Annotated in this window: 15 protein-coding genes; 8 read left to right on the top strand and 7 right to left on the bottom strand. The window is 72.7% G+C overall.

Features of this window, described 5'->3' with window-relative positions; translation table 11 throughout:
- Nucleotides 1–77: 77 nt before the first annotated feature.
- A complete protein-coding gene (locus ACFZ8E_RS05230) occupies nucleotides 78–392 on the bottom strand; it encodes an Hpt domain-containing protein (RefSeq protein WP_243935539.1) in 315 nt (104 codons plus the stop codon).
- 272 nt (nucleotides 393–664) lie between these two features.
- On the opposite strand from ACFZ8E_RS05230, the gene ACFZ8E_RS05225 reads away from it, so the two are divergent.
- Entirely contained in the window at nucleotides 665–7,783 is a 7,119-nt protein-coding gene (locus ACFZ8E_RS05225; protein WP_405042228.1) for a hypothetical protein, read from the top strand.
- A gap of 55 nt (nucleotides 7,784–7,838) precedes the next feature.
- On the opposite strand, the gene ACFZ8E_RS05220 is transcribed toward ACFZ8E_RS05225, so the two are convergent.
- The 3 genes from ACFZ8E_RS05220 to ACFZ8E_RS05210 form a co-directional block, all read right to left on the bottom strand.
- Nucleotides 7,839–8,279, bottom strand: a complete 441-nt coding sequence (locus tag ACFZ8E_RS05220; protein WP_147728889.1) for a DUF1489 family protein — start codon at nucleotides 8,277–8,279, stop codon at nucleotides 7,839–7,841.
- A gap of 115 nt (nucleotides 8,280–8,394) precedes the next feature.
- Nucleotides 8,395–9,123 carry an AAA family ATPase gene (locus ACFZ8E_RS05215; RefSeq protein ID WP_405042227.1) on the bottom strand — a complete coding sequence of 243 codons (729 nt, stop codon included), beginning with the start codon at nucleotides 9,121–9,123 and terminating at the stop codon, nucleotides 8,395–8,397.
- A 197-nt stretch (nucleotides 9,124–9,320) separates the two neighbouring features.
- Nucleotides 9,321–10,334, bottom strand: coding sequence for a hypothetical protein (locus ACFZ8E_RS05210; protein WP_243948692.1), 1,014 nt, complete (start codon nucleotides 10,332–10,334; stop codon nucleotides 9,321–9,323).
- A gap of 151 nt (nucleotides 10,335–10,485) precedes the next feature.
- On the opposite strand from ACFZ8E_RS05210, the gene ACFZ8E_RS05205 reads away from it, so the two are divergent.
- The 5 genes from ACFZ8E_RS05205 (at nucleotide 10,486) to ACFZ8E_RS05185 (ending at nucleotide 15,637) form a co-directional block, all read left to right on the top strand.
- On the top strand, nucleotides 10,486–11,709 hold the full coding sequence (locus tag ACFZ8E_RS05205) for an MFS transporter (RefSeq protein WP_147843775.1): 1,224 nt from the start codon (nucleotides 10,486–10,488) through the stop codon (nucleotides 11,707–11,709).
- A 111-nt stretch (nucleotides 11,710–11,820) separates the two neighbouring features.
- The gene (locus tag ACFZ8E_RS05200) at nucleotides 11,821–12,921 is read left to right on the top strand and encodes an MlaE family lipid ABC transporter permease subunit (RefSeq protein WP_243948721.1); all 1,101 of its coding nucleotides are present in this window, start codon (nucleotides 11,821–11,823) and stop codon (nucleotides 12,919–12,921) included.
- 25 nt (nucleotides 12,922–12,946) lie between these two features.
- The gene (locus ACFZ8E_RS05195; RefSeq protein WP_243948696.1) at nucleotides 12,947–13,756 is read left to right on the top strand and encodes an ABC transporter ATP-binding protein; all 810 of its coding nucleotides are present in this window, start codon (nucleotides 12,947–12,949) and stop codon (nucleotides 13,754–13,756) included.
- 89 nt (nucleotides 13,757–13,845) lie between these two features.
- The gene (locus ACFZ8E_RS05190; RefSeq protein WP_405042226.1) at nucleotides 13,846–14,928 is read left to right on the top strand and encodes an MlaD family protein; all 1,083 of its coding nucleotides are present in this window, start codon (nucleotides 13,846–13,848) and stop codon (nucleotides 14,926–14,928) included.
- A gap of 121 nt (nucleotides 14,929–15,049) precedes the next feature.
- The gene (locus tag ACFZ8E_RS05185) at nucleotides 15,050–15,637 is read left to right on the top strand and encodes an ABC-type transport auxiliary lipoprotein family protein (RefSeq protein ID WP_405042225.1); all 588 of its coding nucleotides are present in this window, start codon (nucleotides 15,050–15,052) and stop codon (nucleotides 15,635–15,637) included.
- A 13-nt stretch (nucleotides 15,638–15,650) separates the two neighbouring features.
- On the opposite strand, the gene ACFZ8E_RS05180 is transcribed toward ACFZ8E_RS05185, so the two are convergent.
- From ACFZ8E_RS05180 to thiE, 3 genes are all read right to left on the bottom strand, one after another.
- Nucleotides 15,651–16,274, bottom strand: a complete 624-nt coding sequence (locus ACFZ8E_RS05180; RefSeq protein ID WP_147729642.1) for a helix-turn-helix domain-containing protein — start codon at nucleotides 16,272–16,274, stop codon at nucleotides 15,651–15,653.
- Between the two features lie 126 nt (nucleotides 16,275–16,400).
- On the bottom strand, nucleotides 16,401–17,213 hold the full coding sequence (thiD, locus tag ACFZ8E_RS05175) for a bifunctional hydroxymethylpyrimidine kinase/phosphomethylpyrimidine kinase (RefSeq protein WP_243948702.1): 813 nt from the start codon (nucleotides 17,211–17,213) through the stop codon (nucleotides 16,401–16,403).
- Nucleotides 17,210–17,935 (bottom strand): thiamine phosphate synthase, encoded by a 726-nt coding sequence (thiE, locus tag ACFZ8E_RS05170; protein ID WP_243935550.1) that lies wholly within the window; start codon nucleotides 17,933–17,935, stop codon nucleotides 17,210–17,212. The genes thiD and thiE overlap by 4 nt, the downstream gene beginning before the upstream one ends.
- A 250-nt stretch (nucleotides 17,936–18,185) precedes the next feature.
- Here thiE and ACFZ8E_RS05165 point away from each other — a divergent pair, with 250 nt between their 5' ends.
- Both ACFZ8E_RS05165 and ACFZ8E_RS05160 read left to right on the top strand, forming a co-directional pair.
- Complete coding sequence (locus ACFZ8E_RS05165; protein ID WP_147729042.1) at nucleotides 18,186–19,166, top strand: NrtR DNA-binding winged helix domain-containing protein; 981 nt, start codon at nucleotides 18,186–18,188, stop codon at nucleotides 19,164–19,166.
- 194 nt (nucleotides 19,167–19,360) lie between these two features.
- Nucleotides 19,361–22,627 (top strand): autotransporter domain-containing protein, encoded by a 3,267-nt coding sequence (locus ACFZ8E_RS05160; RefSeq protein ID WP_405042224.1) that lies wholly within the window; start codon nucleotides 19,361–19,363, stop codon nucleotides 22,625–22,627.
- Nucleotides 22,628–22,935 lie beyond the last annotated feature (308 nt).

The raw sequence follows: 22,935 nt of genomic DNA, 5'->3' as shown, positions 1-22,935 counted from the left end.
GCTACGCGGCAAGCCGCGGCGTGTTCCCCTCCCCTGCAACCCGAACCGCTTATGCCGCAGATGTCGACCGCTCAGGATCAGCCGGCGATCTCCGCGAGCACGGCCGCGACCGCCGGTCCGAGGGCGGCCACCGCGTCTGCGCCGTCGCCGCCCCCGCGCAGCGCCGACTCGGCGGCGGCGGCGAGATCGCGCACGCGCCCGGCGCCGACCGAGGCGGCGGAACCCTTCAGGGTGTGGGCGAGATCGGCACGGTCCTGCCCCGGCAGCGCCGCATCGGACAGGCGCGGCAGGATCCGCAGGCACTGCTCCGCGAACAGGCCGAGGAGCTCGGCGGCCAGATCCGCGTCTCCGAACGTCTGTGCGTCGAGATGCGCACGGTCGATGGCGTCCACGGTCGGGCTTCCTCGGATCTGCATCCCGGCTGTCCACAGGGCGCGCCGCAAAGCGGTCGCCACCGGATCATCCTTGCTGCATCATGGGTTGGCGGCCTGTCCGCCAGGTCCGCTCCGCCTTGGTAACCATTCCGTTAAGGAATTCCGAAGCGGGGTCCCCGATCGGGTATCCGGGGGGACCGGCGGGGTCTAAATTGACTTGGTAAACGGGTAGTTGTGTCTCCGCCACCGGCTCTCGCCGGCGGTCGCGAGATCGCGTAACGAGGCGTTGCATGGCCACCGAAAAGAAGCTGAAGGACCCGGCCGAGGCGGCGCTCTCTGCGATCGAGCAGGCGCTGAACCTCGAGGTCCTGACGCCCGAGGCCGAGACCCGGACCGAGCCGCGCCTGCCCGATGTCGGCGACGGCGACCCGCTGCAGGAGCAGGGCGGGCGCCTGAGCCCGCCGCGCCTCGACCTCGATCCGCCGCTCGCCTCCGACGTGCCGCCGCCCGGCCGGGAGCGCGCGCATCGCGAAGGCGGCCTGCTTCCGCCCGACCGCTCGCTGGTGGCCAACGACGACCGGCGCAACATCGGAATCCTGCAGCAGACGCTGCGCGTGCGCCCGGCGCGGACTCCCTACATTCTGGCCGCGCTGGCGGCGTTCCTCTGGGTCAACGGGCTCGCGCTGCTGGCCTGGAACCAGTCCGGCGGCGACCTGAAGGGATTTCTGACCGGCCTCACCGCGCTGCAGGCCACGGTCGGCGCCGCCGCGCTGGTCGGGCCGGTGGTGCTGTTCCTGATCACCGGCATGCTGGCCGTGCGGGCCCAGGAGATGCGCCTCGTGGCGCGCGCCGTCGGAGAGGTCGCGATCCGCCTGGCCGAGCCCGAGAGCTTCTCCACCGACGCGGTGCTGACGATGTCGCAGACCGTCCGCCGCGAGGTCGCGGCGGTCGGCGACGGCGTCGAGCGGGCCCTGGCCCGGGCCGGCGAGCTTGAAACCCTGGTCCGCGGCGAGATCGCGACCCTGGAACGCGCCTATTCCGACAACGAGATCCGCATCCGCTCCCTGGTCGACGAGCTCGTGGCGCAGCGCGAGTCCATCGTCGCCAACGCCGAGCGCGTGCGTGGCGCGATCACCGGCTCGCACCAGAGCCTGACGCAGGAGCTGGAGGGCGCGGCCGAGCGTATCGTCACGGCGATGACCGGCGCCGGCGAGCGCGTCACCGGCGCTCTCGACGCGCGCGGCGACGCCATCACGACGTCGCTGGGCGAGGCCGGCGACCGCGTCGTCGGCGTGATGTCGGGACGCGGCGACGAGCTGATCGCGCGGCTCGCCGCCACCAGCGAAGGCGTGCGCGGCTCGATCGCCGAGGTCGGCGAGACGCTGACGCGGTCGTTCGAGACCCGCGCGGCCGACGTGACCCGGGTGTTCGAGAGCACCGGCGGCGCGCTGACCGAGCGGCTGGCCGAGAACGCCAGCCAGGTCGCACGCTCGCTCGCCGAGACCGGTGCCGGCGTGATCGATGCCCTCGACCGCCAGGGCGCGACGGTGCGCGAGAGCTTCGAGCGCTCGGCGGGAAGCCTGGAGACCACGTTCCTCAGCCGCGGCGATGCGCTCGCCGAGCGCTTCACCCAGACCGGCGGCGAGATCACCGCCCGCTTCGCCGAGACCGGCGACGCCCTGCGCGCGCACTTCGCGGCCACCGGCACCGCCCTGTCCGACGACATCGCCGGCCGCGGCGCCGCGCTCCGCACCGAGATCGAGACCGCCGGCGACGGCGTCGCCGCGTCGATCGAGGCGCGCGGCCGCGACGCCCAGGCCGGGCTGGCGCTCGCCGCTGCGGGGGTCATCGAGACTTTCGCGTCGCGCGCCGCCGCCGTCCGCGACGACCTCGTCGGCACCGCCGAGCGGGTCGCGGAGGCGGTCACCACAGGCGGCGGCGGCGTCGCCGACCGCATCGAGGCGATCGCCGGGCGCCTGCACGAGACCATCACCCTCCACGGCGGCGACCTGGAGACCCGCCTCGACGCGGCGGGCGAGCGCGCCGGCAGCCTCGTGGCCCAGCGCTCGCAGGAGGCCGCCTCCAGCCTGGAGGCCGCCTTCGCCAACCTCGGCGACACCTTCGCCCACGGCGCCTCGGGCGCCACCGGTTCACTCCGCGAGACCATCGCGACTCTCTCGGCCGAGATCGCGGCGCGCACCGCCGAGGCCGTGGACAGCTTCCGCCGCTCGGCGGAGGAGACCACGGTCTCGATCGGCGCGACCGGTGCCGAGGCGGCGCAGGCGATGCGCCGCTCGGCCGCCGGCGCCACCGGCGAGCTCGAGGCCCGCACCGTCGAGGCCGTTCAAATCTTCGAGCGTCGCCTGGCCGACACCGCCGCCGACCTCGCGGCCCGCAGCGCCGAGGCCGCCGAGGCGATCGGCCTTGCGGCGACCGCCGCGCACGGCGCCACCGCGACCCAGACCGCCGAGATGGCCGCCCGCGTCGACGCCGCGATGGACGCGCTGCGCGCGACCTCCGGCGAGGTGACGGGTGCCGTCGAGACGCACATGACAGGCCTGCTCGGCCGGATCCGCGCCGCGTCGGAGGAGACCGGGGGCGAGCTCGGCAGCCGTGCCGAGGCGGCGATCGAGGCCCTGCGCACTGCGATGGGCTCGCTCAACGCCGAATTCGCGACGCGCTCGAACGAGACCACAGGCGCCATCGCCCGCGCCGCCGATCAGGTCGCCGAGGAGCTGTCCGCCCGGATGCGCACGATCGAGGCGGCCTTCGGCGAGCACGGCCGCGGCGTCACCGACCTCCTCGCCAGCCATGCCGAGGAGACCCAGGCGCGGATCGCCGGGACCGGACGCGACATCGTCCTCGCGGTCGCGACGCAGGGCGCGCGCGTCGCCGACGCCCTCCACCAGAGCGGCGCCAGCTTCGGCGAGACCGCCGACGTGCGGGTCAAGGCGATCGACGAAACCATCGGCAGCCGGCTCGCCGCCCTGCAGGACATCATCGCCCGCGGCGACATCCTCGCCGACAAGATCTCCCGCGACACGAGCACGCTCGGCGAGACCATGGGCGGCAGCCTAGCCGAGATGGACCGGATCATCTCCGTGAAGGGCAAGGCGGTCGCCGAATCCATCGCCGAACGCACCCGCGACGCGCAGGACGCGGTCGAGACCCATCTCGGCGCGCTGGAAGAGCGTTCCGCCAAGCGTTCGAGCGAGATCGGCGAGACCTTCGCCAACCTCGTTACCCACATCGACGGGCATCTCGGCACCCGCGCGACGGCGCTGAACGAGGCCCTGGTCGGTCGCACCGGCGAGATGGCGCGGATCATGGCCGAGGGCAGCCGCGACCTCGTGCAGGCGCTGGACAGCCGGACCGAGGGCCTGGGCCAGGACATCGCGTCCCGCGCGGTCGCCATCAGCGACGCCCTCGCGCTCCGCAGCGAGGAGATCGCCCGCCGCCTCGACGAGGGGGCCGGACGGTTCGACACCGGCGTGCTCGGCCGCCTCGAGGCGATCGGCGCGGCGCTTGAAGAGCGCAGCCGCCTGGTCGACGAGCGCTTCGGTGCCCAGGCCTTCGAGGCGATCCGCCTGATCGAGAGCCGCACCCGCGCGGTCGACGAGGAACTCGGCAGCCGGACCCGCGACCTCGTGGAGACGATCGAGAGCCGCACCAGCGGCATCGACGCGGCGATGGCCGCGCGCGTCGCCGACCTCACCCGCGCGATCGAGGAGCGGACCGGCGGCATCGACGCCGCGCTCGCCGGCCGCGTCCAGGAACTCGTCGCCCTGATCGAGGAGCGGGCGACCAGCGCCGACGCGGCGCTCGCGACCCAGACCGAGACGGTACGGCGCGCCTTCGCCGAGCGCTCGGACCTGCTCGGCCAGCTCATCGACGAGCGCACCGCCGCGATGTCGAACGAGCTCGACGAGAAGGGCCGCATGGTGTTCGGCGCCATCGGCGGCCGCATCACCGAGCTGGCCCGCCTGTTCGACCGCGGCGGCACCTCGCTCGGCGAGGTCATCGACCAGCGCGGCGAGAGCGTGCTGGCCAAGCTGCAGCAGACCATCGCCGACGCGGAGCGCATGCTGGGCGACGGCGAGGGGCGCCTCGGGCGCACCCTCTCGTCCCGCACCTCGGACATCAGCGGCCTGCTCGACGAGGGCGTGCGCACGGTCCACGACCTGCTCGACGCCCGCACAAACCAGATCCGCCTCCTGCTCGACGAGCACGCCACGACCCTGTCGTCGAGCCTCGACGGCCGCATGGGCCCGCTCCACGACGCCCTCGACAGCCGCGGCCGCGAGCTGGTCGAGACCATCGCGACCACGCTCGGCCACGCCACGAGCACCCTCGACGACCGGACCCAGGCGATGGGAACCCTGTTCGACGAGCGCCTGCATGCGCTGGCGGACCTCGTCGACGGCCGCGGGACGCAGTTCGCCAAGACCGTGGACGCCCGGGCGCAGATGCTGCGCGCCCTGTTCGAGCAGGCGCATGCCGCCCTCGATGCGGTGGTCGAAGGCCGCGGCGATCATCTCGCCACGAACGTGGACGCCCGCGTCGCGACGCTGCGCGCGGTGTTCGACGAGGCGCCGGCCGCGCTGGCGCAGCTCGTCGACGCTCGCGAGCGCCAGCTCACCGAGGCGCTGGACGAGCGCACGTCCGCCCTGCGCACCGCCTTCGCCGATGCGCACGACGCCCTCGAAGGCCTGGTCGAGAGCCGCGGGCGGCAGCTGGCCGAGACCGTCGACACCCGGACGCAGACCCTGCGCTCCCTGTTCGACGAGAGCGGCCACGCGCTGGGCAGCGCCGTCGAGGATCGTGCCGAGCACTTCGCCCGGATGGTCGCGGCCCGCACCGACGGCCTGCGCGCCCTCTTCGACGAGGCGACCAGCACGATCGAGCACCTGCTCGAAAGCCGCACCTCGGCCCTGGGCGGCGACGTCGAGGCCCGCACCCGGGCAATCACCGAGGCCTTCGACGCCCGCATGGCCGACCTCGCCGACCTGCTGCAGGCGCGGACCGATGCCTTCGCCAAGACCGTCGAGGCGCAGGGCACGGCCCTCACCGTCAGCGTCGACGGCCGCAGCGAGGCCTTCACCCAGCGCATCGACAGCCGGATGAAGACCTTCGCCACCCTGGTGGCCTCGCGCGGCGACGCGCTCGCCACGGCCTTCGACGACCGCCACGACGCCTTCGCCGGCCTCGTCGAGGAGCGGATGGCGTCCCTCGTGGCGGCGCTCGACGAGCGCGCCCGCAGCCACGCGGCTTTGGCCGACGCCCACACGGCGGCGCTCGGCGCGACCCTCGACGAGCGCAACGCCGCGATGGCGGCGCTGCTCGACGAGCGGACCCAGGCCCTGTCCGCCGGCTTCGAACGCCGCGCCGACGCGCTCGGCACGCTGGTGGATTCCCGCGGCGAGGCCCTGGCACGCCGCCTCGCGCAGAGCGCCGAGACCATCGTCCGCGGCATCGAGGAGGGCGGCGGCGCCCTGGTCGAGCGCGTCGACGGGACCGGCCGCACGGTCGCGGACACCATGAAGGGCCATATCGACCGCCTGCGGGCGGTGATCGACGGACCGGTGCTGCAGCTCTCCGGCGCCCTGGCCGAGCGCGGCACCGCGATCGAGCGGGCGCTCGCCGAGACCGGCGAGCCCCTGATCGAGGCGCTGCGCGAGCGCACCGAGGCGCTGACCCTGCAATCGCGCGAATCGGCCGAAGCGCTGCGCGCCGCGGTCGAGAACGGTGCGGCCCGCTCCATCGCAGGCCTGTCCGAGGTCAACGACCGCCTGCGGCGCGACCTCGGCAGCGTTGTCGCCCGGATCGAGGCGGCGAACGCGGCCCTCATGGATCTGGTCGCCGGTGCCGATGCCAATCTCGGCGCGATCGAGGGCAGCCTCGCCAACCGCGTCCAGCAGATCCAGGAGGCGCTGCAGGAGGTCGCGGCGCAGACCGGGACGGCGAGCGAGGGCGTCTCGGCCCAGGTCGAGGCCCTGCGCGGCGTCGCCGAAGGGGCCGTGCGCGAGGCCACGAGCCTGGCCGAGGCCCTCGACGGCCGCAGCCGCGCCCTGGCCGAGCAGTCCCGCACCCATGTGGCCGAGCTCGGCCGCGCCGCCGGGTCGCTCGAGGGCGTCGAGGGCCGGCTCGCTGCCAGCCTGTCTGGCCGCGAGGAAGCGATGGAGACGGCTCTGGCCGGCCTGCAGGAGCGCTCGGCTTCGTTGGAGAGCCAGACCGCGGCCTTCGCCGAGTCGATCGAGCATTCGCTGCGCGCCGCCGAGGAGCGCGCTCGCGCCGTCGGCGAAAGCCTCACGCAGTCGGCCGGCGCCGCCGGCGCCCGTGTCTCGGAGGCCTTCGACGGCCTCCGGACCGGAGCCGACGCGGAGGGCGAGAAGACCGCCGAGTCCGTCCGCGCCGCCATCGCCGCCGCCTCGGCCGAGATGCGCACCGTTTTCGCGGAGGCACAGACCCGCTTCGGCGAATCGGTCGCCGGCATGCGCGAGATGGCAGGGGCGATCCGGACCGAGCTCGACGCCACCCGCGCCGACCTCGCCCGCGGCGTGCTGGAGCTGCCGCAGGAGACCCAGGACGCCACCGGCGAGATGCGCCGCGTGGTCTCCGATCAGATCAAGGCGCTGAACGAGCTCTCGGCCCTCGTCGCCCGCTCGAACCGTGCGGTCGACGTGGTTCAGCCGCAGGCGGCCGAGCAGCGGCGGACGGCGGAGGCCGGCGGTCGTGCCGCTCCGGCTTCCCGCCCGGCTCCGGCGCAGCCGTCGCCCGCCGCGACCTCCGCCCCGGCAGCGGCGCGGACGCCTCCCGCGGCGGCTGCCGCCCGGCCGGCGGCCCCGGCCGCCCCGGCGCGGCCCGTGGCGACGGCACGGGCCGAGACCCCGGCCGCGCGTCCCGCGTCCCCGGTCCGCCCGACGGCAAGCCCGGCCTCCAGCGACAAGCGCGGCTGGCTGTCCGATCTGCTGACGCGGGCCTCGCTCGACGACGAGGACGAAGCCGGCGCCACCGAGCCCCCCGTCCCTGCCGCTGCCACGTCGAAGGCCGCAGTGGAGACCGGTCGGATCGCCCTGGAGACGATCTCGGCTGATATCGCGCGGATGATCGACCACCGCACGGCGGTCGACCTTTGGGAGCGTTATCGTCGCGGCGAGCCGAACCTGTTCGACATCAAGATCTACACGCCGCAGGGCAAGCAGACCTTCCTGGAGATGCAGCGCCGCTACCGTGCCGACGCCGAGTTCCGCCGCACCGTCGACCGCTACGTCAGCGAGTTCGAGCGCCTGCTCGGCGACGTGGCCCGCAACGACCGCGACGCGGCCCGCGCCGACGCCTACCTGACCTCCGAGACCGGCAAGGTCTACACGATGCTCGCCCATGCGAGCGGGCGGTTCGAGGGCGCCTGACGCCTGCAAGACGCGAGAAGGGCGGCTCCATCGGGGCCGCCCTTCGTTTGTCCGATCACAGGAGCCCGAGACCGACCAGCTCGCGGCGCAGGGCCTCGGGCATGGCGGCGAGGTCGGCGGCGGCGCCGATGCCGAGGTCCCCGGGCGCATCGCGCTGGGTCAGGTAGCGCCAGCCCTGGAACGGTCGGCACGGCCGCGGCGTCACCGCGACGATCGCCGGATCGAGGACGAGGCGGCAGCGGCCGATGCCGTCGTCGCCGGTGACGAGGTCGATCGCGGTGATCGCCTGGCGGCAGCTCAGCGTGCCCTTGATCACCCAGTAGATCGAGCCGTGCCCGGCGATCTCGGCCCGCCGCTTCGGGACCATCCGCGTGGTGTGGACCGGCGCCGGATCGGCACCGAGCCGCAACGCCTCGTCGCGGAACCGGGATTGACGCGCCTCCAACTCGTCGATCGAGGCGGGGCCGACGCAGAGCTTGAGCAGGTGAAGGGCCACGATGTCGTCGGTCTCTCGCAGGCGCCGGGCGATGCGCGGAGGGTGTAACGCCGGATCATTGCGGCGAACGCGCGACCCTTCGTCCTGGCTACAGGTTCCGGCCGCGCGATCGTTGCTACGCGTCGGTCATCGCCTCGATCATGCCTTCGGGATCGCTCACGAACTGCCGCAGGATCCGGAAATGCTCGGTGTCCTGAAGGGCGACGGGCTCGAGGCCGTGCCGGCTCATCCGCAGCAGCCGTGCGCCGGGATGGGCCATGATGATCGGCGAATGCGTGACGATCAGCACCTGGGTCTGGTTGCCCGCCTCCATGCGCCTCAGGAGCCTGAGGAAGTCGAATTGCCGGTTCGGCGACAGGGCCGCTTCGGGCTCGTCGAAGAGGAAGATCCCGGGCTTGGCGCAGCGTTCCTCGAAGAACCGGATGAAGCCCTCGCCATGCGAATAGGACAGGAAATCCGCGCTGGGGCTGCCGACCTCGTCGAGGTAGCGGGCGACGGAGAAGAAGCTCTCCGCCCGGAAGAACCAGCCGCGACCGACCTTCGGCAGCCAGCTCGCCCGGAGCACCCGCGCGAGGTCGCCGCCGCCGGTCTCGGCCGCCCGGGCGTTGTCGACGGCGCGGTAGCCCGCGCCGCCACCGCTCTCGTCGAACCCGGCGAGGACCGCGATGCCCTCCAGCAGGGTGGATTTCCCGACCCCGTTCTCGCCGGCAATGATGGTCACCGGACGATCGAACGCGAGCTCGAACCCGCCCTCCAGGAAAAGCGGAAGGCAGTAGGGATAGGCGTCGCGATCGTAGACCGCGTCGTCGGGCAGCCAGACCCGCTTCAGGTACGGCGGCGGCAACGACTTGTTCCGATACCTCGGCAACGCCCGGCCTCCGTCGCTTCGCCCCTCTGGCCCATAGGGGCGGCGATCTCACGGGGGCGCAAGCGGCGCGAGGCGCGATCCCGAGCTTCGGGGAACGCGTCGCCCCGCCGTGGTTCGCCGGCGCAGGCGCGGTCCCGGATCAGAGGGCGGTCTCGCGCTCGCTCGGCGGAGCCCTAGCAGAACAGCGCCAGCTTCTCCTCGACGCTAAGCGCATCGATCTCGGCGAAGCTGAGCGCACGTTCCGCGGGCGGATGCGATTCGGCGCTGACGTCGGAGGGGCTCGCGTCGGCAGCCCGGAACTCGAGGGCGTCGTCCTCGGAGGCGATCTGCGCCTCGAAATCGTCGGCCCAATCCAGCTCAGCCTCGACGTCCGACGCCTCCGCGGCCGACTCGGGCTCGGGCGCCGAGGGCAGGAACACGATGTCGTCGTGGAGCGGCACCGCACCGGGTTCGATCGCGCGGAGAGCCGCATGCGCGGCGGCGATCACCGCCGGCGCGTCCATGCCGAGATAGCGGTCGACGTCGCTCTGATCGAGGTCCTCGGGCCGCGATTCGCGGGCCGGGCGCGAGGTCGCGTAGCCCGGCGCCGGCGGGACCGGAGCGCCGGCATCGCCCCAGATCGCCATCATCGCGATCAGGCGTTCCTCGAGATAGCGCAAAGTCTGCACGATCCGGCTCGTGCGCTGCGCCGTGAGGTCCTGGAACGAGCAGGCGGTGTAGATCTGCGTCGCGTAGCGGTCGAGGGCGTCGCAGGCCGCCTCGTCAATGCCGTGCTCGCGCAGCGACCACGCGCTTTCCTGAACCTGCTCGGCGGCGGTGAGGATGTCGGTGGTCGCCCGCTCGGTCGCCTGGACGATCGCGTCCAGCGCCTCCGAGGCGATGCCGAGGCGGGTCTGGTCGTGATCAGGATCGGTGATCGCCGCGATCTCGGCCTTGGTCCGGCTGATCGCGCTCGCCATCTCCATGATGTCGCCGCGGAAATGGCTGACCGCGTCCGGGCCGTGCCCGTCCGTAACCGCGGATTCGAGCCGCGCGATCGCGTCGAGCAGCACGTTCGTGTCGGCGCTGCGGTTGCGGCGGGCATACTCCGCGAGGAACCAGCGCCCGCGGGCGCTCCCGCTCATGGTCGCCTCGATGGCCTCGTACTCGGTCGGCTCGAAGGCCGTCAGCGAGTGGGAACCGGACATGATACGCGTCCTCGAAGGCGATAGCCTCGCGCGGTGGGACGAGACCCGGCTCCGGCGCAACTCTGGCAAGAGCGCAATTTGACAGGATCGGTTTAACGGCGGCTTACGGTGGCCGCTCCCGTCCCGATCCACCTCGCATCGATCCGAGACCTTGGCCGCGTCCCCGACTCTCGAGCCCAGCCGTTTCCGCCTGTCGCTCCTCTACGCGGTGGTCTTCGTCGAGATCGGCATCGCGATGCCGTTCATGCCGGTCTGGCTCGCCGCGCTCGGCCTCGACGCCTCGGTGATCGGGCTGCTGCTCGCCCTGCCGATCGCCACGCGCATCGTCGCCACCGCACCGCTGATGAGCCTGATCGATCGCGGCGTCGGCGCCCGGGCGCTGCTGCTGACGGGCAGCCTCGCCCTGGCGGCGACCTACGCCCTGATGCCGGCCGGCGCCGGGATCGGCTGGCCGGCGCTGGCGCTCCTCGTGCTGCTCAACGCGGTCGCCGGCGCGCCGCTGGTTCCGAGCATCGACTACCTCACCCTCGCCGCCGTCCGCCGGCAGCCGCGGCTCGACTACGCGCGGATCCGGATGTCGGGCTCGGTGGCGTTCCTCATCGCCAACCTCGCCGGCGGGGCGCTGCTCACGGCGATGGGCGAAACCCTCGCGGTGCCGCTGCTGCTCACAGGGCTGGCGCTGATCGCGAGCGTGGTGGCCTTCACCAGCCGCTCGGTCGCCGCGCCGGCGCCGGAGCACGCGGAGGGGCTTCGTCCACGGCTGCCGCTGCGCCTCAAGCTCTGCGTCGCCGCCGCCGCCGCGATCCAGGCGAGCCACGCGGCGATCTACGCCTTCGGCAGCATCCACTGGACCGCGCACGGCTTCTCGACCGCGACGGTCGGCGCGCTCTGGGGCGTCGGGGTCGTCGCCGAGATCGTGCTGTTCGCTTGCGTCGCCCGCCTGCCGGCCGCGTGGCGCACGCCGTTCCGCTATCTCGCCCTCGGCGGCGGGGCGGCGCTGGTTCGCGCCGTGGGGATGTACGCCCTCGGCGACACCTTGCCCGCGCTCGTCGGCCTCCAGGCCCTGCACGGGCTGACCTTCGGCGCGACGCAGCTCGGGGCAATGGCCGCCGTCTCCGCCTTCGCCCCGGACGGCGCCCGCGGCCGGGCGCAGGGCACGCTCAGCGCCGCGAACGCGACGGCGGCGGCCGGCGCCACGCTGCTCAGCGGCTTTGCCTACCGGGCGGGCGGGCCCCTCGTCTTCCTGGCGATGGCGCCGCTCGCGGTCGCGGGCCTCGCCCTGACCGCGGCCGCCGCGAGCCGGGCCGCGGCCCGGGTCCCTGCCACCGGGCAGCCTCCGGTTGCGGTGCGGCACGATACGGACCGTCAACCCTAATCTGAACATATCGCGCAGGCAGACCGGCGCCGATCGAGGGACACAGGCTTCGTGCAGGCCAACGACACCACGCCGACGCATCGACTCGACCGGCAGCCCGCCGGCGCGACCATCGCGCCGGGCGACGGACACGTCGCGCTCGACGGGCGCTGGACGGCCGACCAGGGCGGCGCGGTCGAGATCGCCGCCGCGCGGATCGCCGCCGAGGCCAGGAGCCGCCCCGTGATGGTCGACCTGAGCGCCGTCGCGCGCCTCGACACGCTCGGCGCCTGGGTGCTGGAGCGGACCCGCGGCGAGATCGAGGCGGCCGGCGGGCGCCTGAGCTATGCCGGCGTGCGGCCTGAGCACCGCATCCTGCTCGGCGAGATGCACCTGCGCGATCCCGAGCCGGCCGCTCCCGTCCGCCAGGGCCGAATCTTCGCGATGCTCGACGGCCTCGGCCGCCGCGTGGTCCGCGGCGGGCACGACCTGATCACGGGGCTCGCCTTCCTCGGCGAGGTGATCGCCGCGTGCCTGCGCGTGGCGTCGCGTCCGTCGACCTTCCGCGGCCGGGCCTTCGTCAACCAGATCGAGCAGGTCGCCTTCCGCGGCGTGCCGATCATCTTCCTGATCTCGTTCCTCGTCGGCGGCATCGTCGCGCAGCAGGGCATCTTCCAGCTCCAGCGCTTCGGGGCGGCGGCCTTCGTCGTCAACCTGATCGGGCTCCTGATCCTGCGCGAGCTCGGCGTGCTGCTCACCTCGATCATGGTGGCCGGACGCTCCGGCTCGGCCTTCACCGCCGAGATCGGCTCGATGCGGATGCGCGAGGAGGTCGACGCCCTGCGCGTGATGGGGCTCGACCCGATCGAGATCCTGATCGTTCCGCGCATCCTCGCCCTCGTCGTCGGGCTGCCGATGCTGACGCTGATCGCGGCGCTCGCGGCGCTGACCGGCGGCGGCCTCACGGCGATGGCCTATGGCGGGCTCACGCTGGAGCAGTTCCTGGCGCGGCTGCAGGCGGCGGTCGGCGTCCACCACGTCCTCGTCGGGCTGATCAAGGCGCCGTTCATGGCGCTGATCATCGGCATCATCGCGACGATCGAGGGGTTCGCCGTGGAGGGCTCGGCGGAATCGCTTGGGCGCCACGTCACCGCCTCAGTCGTCAAATCCATCTTCATGGTGATCGTCCTCGACGGGTTGTTCGCGGTGTTCTTCGCGGCGATCGATTTCTGAGGATCCGTTGCGAAACCCAGACGCCATGCCCGAGACGACCAAACCCGAACCGATCATCCGCGTCCGCGACCTCGTCGTCGGCTTTCGCGACCGCACCATCCTGAAGGGCCTGAACCTCGACATCCGCCGCGGCGAGATCCTCGGCTTCGTCGGCCCGTCGGGCCAGGGCAAGTCGGTCCTGACCCGCACGATCCTCGGCCTCGTGGCCAAGCGCTCGGGCACCATCGAGGTGTTCGGCCAGGACATGGACGGCCTCACCATCGCCGAGCGCCGCGGCGTTGAGCAGCGCTGGGGCGTGCTGTTCCAGCAGGGCGCGCTGTTCTCGGCGCTCACCGTGAAGCAGAACATCCAGATGCCGATGCGCGAGCACCTGAACCTGTCCGAGCGCCTGCTCGACGAGTTCGCGCGCCTCAAGATCGAGATGGTCGGCCTCAAGCCGGATGCCGCCGACAAGCTGCCCTCGGAACTGTCGGGCGGCATGATCAAGCGCGCGGCGCTGGCCCGCTCGCTCGCGCTCGACCCCGAGATCCTGTTCCTCGACGAGCCGACCTCGGGCCTCGACCCGATCGGCGCCGGCGAGTTCGACGAGCTGGTCGCGACCCTCAAGCAGACCCTGGGCCTCACCGTCTTCATGGTGACGCACGACCTCGACAGCCTCTACACCGCATGCGACCGCATCGCGGCGCTCGGCGACGGACAGATCATCGCCGCCGGCACGATCGACGAGATGCTGGCGCACGACCACCCGTGGCTGCGCTCGTACTTCCACGGCAAGCGTGCCCGCGCGATCGTCCCGGCGGCGCCGATGCGGACGGGCGTCCCCGCCCATGCGTGACCGCTCGCACCGGGGGCGGATGCCGGCGCGCCGCGCGGGTGCGCCCGCGCACCGCACGAATGCCACAGCTTGGCGGAAGGCCTGAGATCATGGAGACCCGTGCGAACTTCGCCCTCATCGGCGCCTTCACCCTCGGGGTGATCCTGGTCGGCTTCGGCTTCGTGCTGTGGCTGTCGGGCGGCTCGTCGCGGCAAGTGAGCCAAGCGGTGCGCGTCGTGTTCTCGGGCAGCGTCGGCGGGCTGTCGCGCGGGTCGAGCGTGACCTTCAACGGCATCAAGGTCGGCGAGGTGACGGACGTCCACCTGCTGCCGCAGGATCCGCGCCGGGTCATCGCCGAAATCAAGGTGGCCCCCTCGACGCCCCTGCGCGCCGACACCCGCGCGCGCCTCGATTCGGCGATGCTGACCGGCGTCTCGGTGATCGCGCTCAACGGCGGCAACGCCGACGCGCCGGTGCTGGCGCCGGGCACGAACGGCGAGATGCCGACGATCTTCGCCGACTCGTCCGACATCCAGGACATGATGGCCGCCGCCAAGCAGATCGCGCAGCGGGCCGACGACGTGCTCCAGCGCCTCGACAAGCTGGTCGCCGGCAACGAGGGCGCGATCACCCGCACGCTCGCCAACGTCGAGAGCTTCTCGAAGACGCTGGCCGAGGCCGGGCCCGCCGTCTCGAGCCTGGTGAAGGCGGTGGACGGCAGCAAGCTCAACCGCGTGATCGACAACGCCGACCGGTTCTCGAGCGCGCTCGCGACGTCGAGCCCGGACATCGAGGCCGGCCTGCACGACGCCCGGTCGCTGGCGGGCAAGCTTAACGCCTCGGCCGACCGGATCGACGCCGTGCTGAAGGGCGCCGAGGGCTTCCTCGGATCCGCCTCGGGCGAGGCCGGCGCCAGCACTTTCACGCAGGTGCGCGAGGCCGCGATCTCGGTGCGCGACGCCGGCAAGGCGTTCCGGACCCTGTCCGAGAACCTCGACAAGCGCACCGCCAACATCGCCACGAGCTTCGGGCGGCTCAGCGGCACCGGCCGACGCGAGGTCGAGGCCCTGTCGACCGACGGGCAACGCACGCTCAACACCCTGAACCGCACGGTCCGGACGTTGGAGCGGGACCCCTCGCAGGTGATCTTCGGCGGCAAGCCGTCGTTGCCGGAATACAACGGTGGCCGCTGAAGTCGCGTCGTTCCGGGTCGATGTGCCTCGCCGCACGGCACATTTCATGCGGCCGAATAGTTTGAACGGCACAGCTTCATCCGTTCCCGGCCACCCGGCCGGGAACGTTCAGGTATCGCGTATGCTCCGTCCCGTTACCGGTCTGGCCCTGGCCGCCTCGCTCGTCGCCCCAATCCTCGGCGGCTGCGGCGGGGGCGCCGCGCCGCTGACCTTCGACCTCATGGCGCTGCCTGCCGCCGGCCGCCCGGCCGCGAGCGCGCGCGCGATCGTGGTCGCGGAGCCGGTGGGCATCCAGCCGTTCGAGGCCGATCGGATCATCGTGCGCGAGGCCGGCGGCTCGCTTTCGTTCCTCGGCGGCGGCCAATGGGCCGATCGCCTGCCGCGCCTGATCCAGACCCGGATCATCCAGAGCCTGGAGAATGCCGGCCGCCTGCGCTCGGTCTCGCGCCCCGGCGACAAGGTCGTGGCCGACTACCAGCTCATCTCCGAGATCCGCGCCTTCGACATCGCGGCCGGCACCGGCGAGGCGGTGGTGGACATCTCGACCAAGCTGGTCGCCGACGGCACCGGAAAGGTGGTCGCGGCCCGGATCTTCACGGCGCGCGTGCCCGTCACCGCGGTCGATGCCGGCAACGGCGCGCGGGCGCTCGACCAGGCGCTCGGCACCGTGCTCGCGGACCTGGTGCGCTGGGTGAACGGCGGGCGCTGAGCGCCCGGGCCGCTCACTCCATCACCGCCGCCTTCATGATCACCACCATCGTCGCGCGGCCCGGCACGTCGCCGGTGCAGCGGACGACGTGCTGGCGGTCGCAGCGGTAGCGAAGGGTCTCGCCGGCGCGCGCGCGCTGAACAACGCCACCGATGTCGACCTCGAAGCAGCCCTCCGAGACCGAGAGCGATTCGACCGAGCCGCGCTGGTGCGGATCGGAATCGAGCACCCCGCCCGGGTCGGCCGAGACCTCGTACCATTGCAGCCACTCGATGGTCTTGACCCAGCCGATGATCGCCAGCCGCACCTTGCCGTCCTCGGAGACGAGGATCGGCGTGTCGGCGCGCGAGGACTTCTCGATGAAGGGCTCCTCGTCGTTGGCCGCCAGCACCCGCTCGATCGAGACGTCGAGCGCCTGCGACAGGCGCCAGATCGTCGCCAGCGTCGGGTTGGTCTCGTTGCGCTCGATCTGGCTGATGATCGACTTGGCGACGCCGGATTGCTCGGCGAGCTCCGACAGCGAGAGGTTGTAGGCCTTGCGCAGGCGCTGGATCGTCTTGCCGAGCTGTCCCGACAGCACGGCCGCTCCGCTCAGCATGTCCCGGCCCCGACCCGGCCGTTCCGCCTGTTCCTGCATCGCCGAAGCCATCCGCATTCCGCCATCGCGTTCCGTTTATCGGAACGAACGTGCGCTACTACAAACGCAATCCCCCCGCGGATGCAAGGCGACCGGCGCGGATGCCGCAGCGTGCCGGTTCGGCGTTCAGGCCCAGATCGCGAAGAAGTGGTGGACCGGCCCATGCCCCTCGCCGATCGCGAGGTCGTCGGCGGCGGCGATCGCGGCGGCGACGTAGGCCTTGGCGGCCCGGACCGCCGCCTCGAGGCCGAGGCCCTTCGCGAGGCCGGCGGCGACGGCGGCCGACAGGGTGCAGCCGGTGCCGTGGGTGTTGCGCGTCGGGTGGCGTGCGCCCGAGAAGCGCCGCACCAGCCCCTCCGAGGTCAGCAGATGGTCGACGCTCTCGTCGCCCGCGGCATGGCCGCCCTTGATCAGCACGCCGTGGGCGCCCGCCGCGACGAGGCGCCTGGCCTGCGCGGCCGCGCCGTTCTCGTCGGCTGCCGGTGCCTCGTCGAGAAGGCTCGCCGCCTCGGGCAGGTTCGGGGTGATCAGGTCGGCGAGCGGCATCAGGCGGCTGCGCAGCAGCATCACCGCGTCGTCCGAGATCAACCGGTCGCCGCTGGTGGCGACCATCACCGGATCGAGCACCACCGGGATGCGCCGCGGGATGGCGTGGCGCTCGAGCGCCGCAGCCACGGCCTCGATCACCGCCGGCTGCGACAGCATCCCGATCTTCACCGCCGTCACGGCGAGGTCGGAGAAGACGCTGTCGATCTGCGCGGCGACGAAGTCGGCGGGCACGTCGTGGATGCCCTGGACGCCGCGCGTGTTCTGCGCGGTCAGCGCCGTGATCGCGCTGGCGCCGTAGACGCCGAGCGCGGAGAAGGTCTTCAGATCGGCCTGGATCCCGGCGCCGCCGCCCGAATCCGATCCTGCGATGGTCAGCGCGATCGGCGTCATCGGGCAGCTCCTCGTTCGGCCAGCGCCGCGTCGACCCGCGCCCGCAGGTCGCGCGCCCGGCCCTCGACCGCCTCCGCCCCGAACAGGGCCGAGATCACCGCGATCCCGTCGGCGCCGGCGGCGATCACCGCGGCGGCGTTGCTCGCGTCGATGCCGGCGATCGCGCCGACCGGCACCGCGGTGCCGCGGGCGAGCCTGGCGCGGAACGCGATCCGCGCGAACCCGTCGAGGCCGACCGGTGGATCCGGGTTGTCCTTGCTGGTCGTGGCGAAGACGCCGCCGATGCAGGCGTAATCCACCGGCAGCCGATAGAGCTCGTCGGCCTGCGCGCCGGTCTTCAGCGTCAACCCGACGATCGCCCGGTCGCCGAGCAGCCGGCGGGCATCGGCCGGGTGCAGATCCGACTGGCCGAGATGCACGCCCTCGCAACCCGCGGCCAGCGCGAGGTCGACCCGGTCGTTGACCAGCAGCGGCGCGCGGCCGGCGAGGGCCGCATGGATCGCGCGGATGCGGGCGAGCGCGGCGCGGGCGTCGGCGATGTCCTTCTCGCGATACTGGAACAGGGTGCAGCCCCCGGCGACCGCCGCCGCCGCCATGTCGGCGAGGCGAGGCCCGTCGTCGCCGCAGACGCCGACGTCGAGGAGGCCGTAGAGGCGCAGGTCGACCGTCGGACCGGACGCGCGGCCGGTCGTCGCGTTTCCGAGGCTGCCGCCCGCCTGCATCGCCCGCCTCCTCACGACCGGCTGTCGTCCCGGCGCGTTCGGCCCTGTCTGGCCATCGCAGAGCCGCTTAGCAAGCGCTTTCGGCCTCGGAGGCAAGAGGGTGCCATCCCCGCCGGAATGTCGGCGCCGCGTTGACGGATTGCGGCCGTTTGCGGCTTAAGCAACGACAGGTCGATGCGCGGCCGCTCCATCGACGACCGCTCGGCCTCGGGCGGCGGGTCATGCGATGGACAGGGCGACGGGAAAGACGATGTCGGCGGACTTGCGCGCGGCCGGGACGGTGCCCAGCCCCTCCTCCGTGGGGCTCGCCGCGGCGATCATCGCCGCCACCGAGGGCGAGCCGCGGGCGCTGACGGTCCAGGTGGCCGACCAGGCCGCGGGACGCGGCGACGGGCTGCCGGCCGGGCCGCTCGTGTCGGAGCATGCCACCCTGGAGCGCGGCCTGCGCGCCTGGGTCGAGCGCCAGACCCACCAGCGCCTGGGCTACGTCGAGCAGCTCTACACCTTCGGCGACCGCGACCGGCAGGCCGACGCCAGGGCGGGCGTCCACACCCTGTCGGTGGCCTACCTCGCCCTCGTGCGCGAGGAGCGCCCGGCGGGCCTGGCCGAGGCGGCCTGGCGCAACTGGTACCGCTACCTGCCCTACGAGGATTTCCGGAAGGGCCGGCCGCCCGAGCTCGACGCGATCGAGGCCGAGCTGCTGGCCTGGGCCGGCGCGCCGACCGATGCCAAGCTCCGGCGCTCGCGCGCGGACCGCCTCGGCCTCACCTTCGGCCTCAACGGCGCGACCTGGAACGAGGAGCGCGTGCTGGAACGCTACGAGCTGCTGTTCGAGGCGGGGCTGATCCCGGAAGCCGCCGGCAATGCCGGGCCCGCGCGCCCCGGCGACCCGACGGGAGTGCCGATGGCGTTCGACCATCGCCGGGTGCTCGCCACCGCGATCGGGCGCCTGCGCGGCAAGATCAAGTATCGCCCGGTGGTGTTCGAGCTGATGCCGCCGCACTTCACGCTGCTCCAGCTTCAGCGCACCGTCGAGGCCCTGTCGGGAACGCAGCTCCACAAGCAGAACTTCCGCCGGCTGGTGGCGCAGCAGGGGCTGGTGGAGGAGACCGAGGGCGTCACCAGCGGCACCGCCGGGCGGCCGGCGCGCCTGGTCCGCTTTCGCCGTGAGGTCCTGCTCGAGCGCCCCGCCCCCGGCCTGCGCCTGACGCCGTCGCGCCGGTCGCAGTGATGCGAGCCGGCAAAGTCATCCCCGAGACGCTGTGTTCCGGGCCGAGGTATTTAGCCAGCACATGATAATACTTGTTGCTTTTCAGCAACCCCACGTACTTCTCAATATTATGACTGGATTATGACGAAGACTCCGACGTAGACTTCGCTAGTCCTGCTCTCCGAACGCCGAAGATCGGCACGAGGGGACGAATCATGGACTTCAAGCAGGGTGTCTCGATCGCCGCGGTGGTCGTCGCGGCCTATGGGCCGGCAGCCGTCCAGGCGCAGACCGCGAACACGACGCCGGCCAACGTCAACGTGCTGAACCTGCTCGCGCCGTTCCTCTCGCTGAACGGAACGGCGGTCGGGCAGCAGACGCTGCAGCTCAACCTCTCGCAGGCCATCGCCCAGAACCAGGGCGCCTCGGTCGCCGACCAGCAGCGGGCGATCAGCGACAAGGCGCTGCCCGGAAGCGCCGCCTTCGCGACGACGATCACCCTCCTCGACGGGACGCGGGTCAATCTCGGGCCGGGCGACAATCTCGCGGGCGGGCTGCCGCTGCAGGCGGCGCAGAGCCCGGGCGGCCTCAACCCCTACCAGCCCGTGGGCGGGCTCGGGCCGCAGCTCGGCGCGATCTACCAGACCGGCATCCGGGCGAGCACCGCGACGAGCGGGCCGCTCACCAACACCTTCAACCTCCTGAATCAGGCCTACACGGTGCTCAGCGCCAACCTCGGCGTGGCGAAGAGCTACTTCGCGAACGGGGCAGCGAACAACCCGAGCACCGCGCCCTCCGGCAACGCGCCGCCGATCCCGGCGGTGGCGCCGGCCGGCTACACCCTGCCCACCGGTCCCTACACGATCCCCGCCGGCTCGCCCGCCGGGGCGGCCGGGACGACCGGCACGCTGCCCAACCGCTTCGACAGCGTCCTCGACCTCGCCTACGGCGTCCGCAACACGCAAGCGGGCCAGGACGTCTACGGCTCCTCGCGGCCGATCCAGGTCGCCGCGAGCCGCTACAACGTGTTCGACCCGACGGCGCTGAACGGCATCGCCACCAACCCGTCCTTCCCGAGCGGGCACACCCAGTACGCCTATACCGACGGCTACCTGCTCGCGATGCTGGTGCCGCAGCAGTACCAGAACATGCTGCTGCGCGCCTCGGACTACGCCAACGACCGCATCGTGCTCGGCGTGCACTATCCGCTCGACATCATCGCCTCGCGCGCCTTCTCGGCCTACGACCTCGCCCAGACCTTCACCAACCCGGCCTACATTAACAACGCCGCGACGACGGGCACGGCGATCAACATGCCGGGCCTGTTCACCCGGGCCGCGGCGGAGCTGCAGGCCTACGAGGCGGTGCAGTGCGGGAACACCGTCGCGGCCTGCGCGGCGAGTGCCGCCAACACCGCGAGCAACCCGTACGTGCCCTCCGCCGCCAACCAGGCGCTGTACCAGTCCCGCCTGACCTACGGCCTGCCGACCCTGACCTTCGCCCAGGCGCCGCGCGAGACGGCGCCCGTCAACGGCCCCGACGCCTCGATCCTGCTGGCGCCGCTCTACGGCGGCAGCACGACCGCCGCCAGGACGGTCGCGCCGAACGGCGGCCTCTACGGCAACCTGCAGACCGGCACGATCAACCAGATCCTCGTCAACACCGAGACCAACGCGCTCGCCGCCTTCTACGGCACGGCGCTGAGCTACTGGAGCCGTCTCGACCTGTACTCGGCCGCAGGCTACTTCGGGAACGTCGCCGGCACCCTGCGGATGGATGCCGCCGACGCGCTGGCGACGAACGTCGCGGTCGGCAACGGCGGCGCGCTCTACGCCAACGGCACGATCGCCGGCCTCGCCACGGTCAGCGACGGCGGCCTGCTCGGCGGCACCGGCACGGTCGGCGGCATCAGCGCGCTTTCGGGCGGCACGGTGGCGCCGGGCAACTCCATCGGCACGCTCACCGTCGCGGGCAACGCCGCGTTCGCGGCCGGCTCGGTGTTTCAGGTCGAGGCCAACGCCGCCGGCCAGTCCGACCGGCTCGCGGTCGCCGGCACGGCGACGCTCGCCGGCGGCACCGTGCAGGTGCTCGCGGCGCCCGGCACCTACGATCCGCGCACGCAGTACGCGATCCTCACCGCCGGCGGCGGCGTAGCCGGGCAGTTCGCGGGCGTGACCGCGAACTTCGCCTTCCTCTCCCCGACGCTGCGCTACCAGGCCAACGAGGTCGACCTCACGCTGACCCGCAACGACATCGCGTTCGCGACGATCGCGCAGACCCGCAACCAGGGCGCGGTCGCCAACGCGATCCAGGCCGGCGGCCCCGGCACCGGCGCCTACGACCGCACCATCGGGCTGACGACCCCCGAGGCGGTCGGAGCCTTCCGGGCTCTGACCGGGGACATCCATGCCAGCGCGATCTCGGCCGAGTTCGAGACCGCGTACTTCGTCCGCGAGGCGATCCTGGATCGGATGCGCTGGGGTGCCACCCCCGGCTTCGCGGAGGGCGCCGATTACGGACGCCTGCCGGCCACCTACACCGCCGACCTGCCCGGTCGCCGCGCCGCGCCGGTGCCGGTGGCCATCCGCACCCTCGACCCGCGGGTGTTCGGGCTCTGGGGACAGGGCTTCGGCAGCTTCGGGCAGGCCCGCAGCGACGGCAACGCGGCGAGCCTGTCGCGCCAGACCTCGGGCTTCGTGCTCGGCGCCGATGTCCGCGTCGAGGGCGGCTTCCGCCTCGGCGTGGCCGGCGGCTACACCGCGACCAGCCTCGACACGGCCGGGCGCCTGCAATCGGGCTCGATCGAGAGCGGCTTCGGCGGCCTCTACGGCGGCTACGAGCGCGGGCCGGTCTCGCTGCGGCTGGGCGCCGTCTACGCCGACAACGCGGCGCGCCTGACCCGGACGGTGGCGTTCGCCGGCTTAGCCGACACGCCGAGCGCCCGCACCGGCGGCTCGACGATCCAGGGCTTCGGCGAGATCGGCTACAAGCTCTTCCTGGGCGGCGCCGCGCCGCCCGTCGGCCAGGACGCCGCCCCGGTCCCGGTGACGACGCTCTCCTACATCGAGCCCGTCGTCGGCGGCGCCGTCGTCGCGATCGGCCGCGACCGCTTCACCGAGACCGGCGGGATCGCCGCGCTGACCGGGTTCGCCCGCGACTACGACCTCGGGGCGGCCACCGCCGGCGTACGGGCGCAGACGAGCTTCGATCTCGGCCTCGGCGCGCCGGTCTCGGCCCACGGCCTGCTCGGCTACCGCCGGGCCTTCGGCGACGTGGTGCCGACGGCGCTGCTGGCCTTCGGCGCCACCGGCCCGGCCTTCCTCACCGCGGGCATCCCGATCGACCGCGACGCCCTCGTGGCGGAAGCCGGCCTCGACCTGCGGGTCTCGGCCGCCGCCACCCTGGGCATCGCCTACACCGGCCAGGTCGGGTCCCGCGCCGAGGACCACGCCGTCAAGGGCAACTTCACCTACCGGTTCTGAGTTGTTTCGGACCCATCACGATCGGGCCAAATTCCCACCGCCGCGACCCTCGGGTCGCGGCGGTTTCGCGTCGTGCGCGTTGTCCCTGCGCGCCGATCCAACCCCTCATGTCGATCCTAAGCGCTTCCGAGCACCGGTAGCCTCGAAGGAGCCCGCTGACCAGGCGCGCGATCGCAGGAGGGCTCCTTCGAGGCTGCCGAGGCAGCACCTCAGGATGAGGGCGTTGGTTGGGATAGGGGGACGCCTACTCATTTGACTTCCGGTGCGCGCTATCCGCGGATCGCCGGCAGGCACCTCAGTGGAGTCTG

It is taken from the genome of Methylobacterium sp. HMF5984 (assembly GCF_045033435.1).
GTDB lineage: Bacteria > Pseudomonadota > Alphaproteobacteria > Rhizobiales > Beijerinckiaceae > Methylobacterium.
Note: the sequence above shows the minus strand (reverse complement) of the source record. Positions and strands in the feature narration are given on the sequence as shown.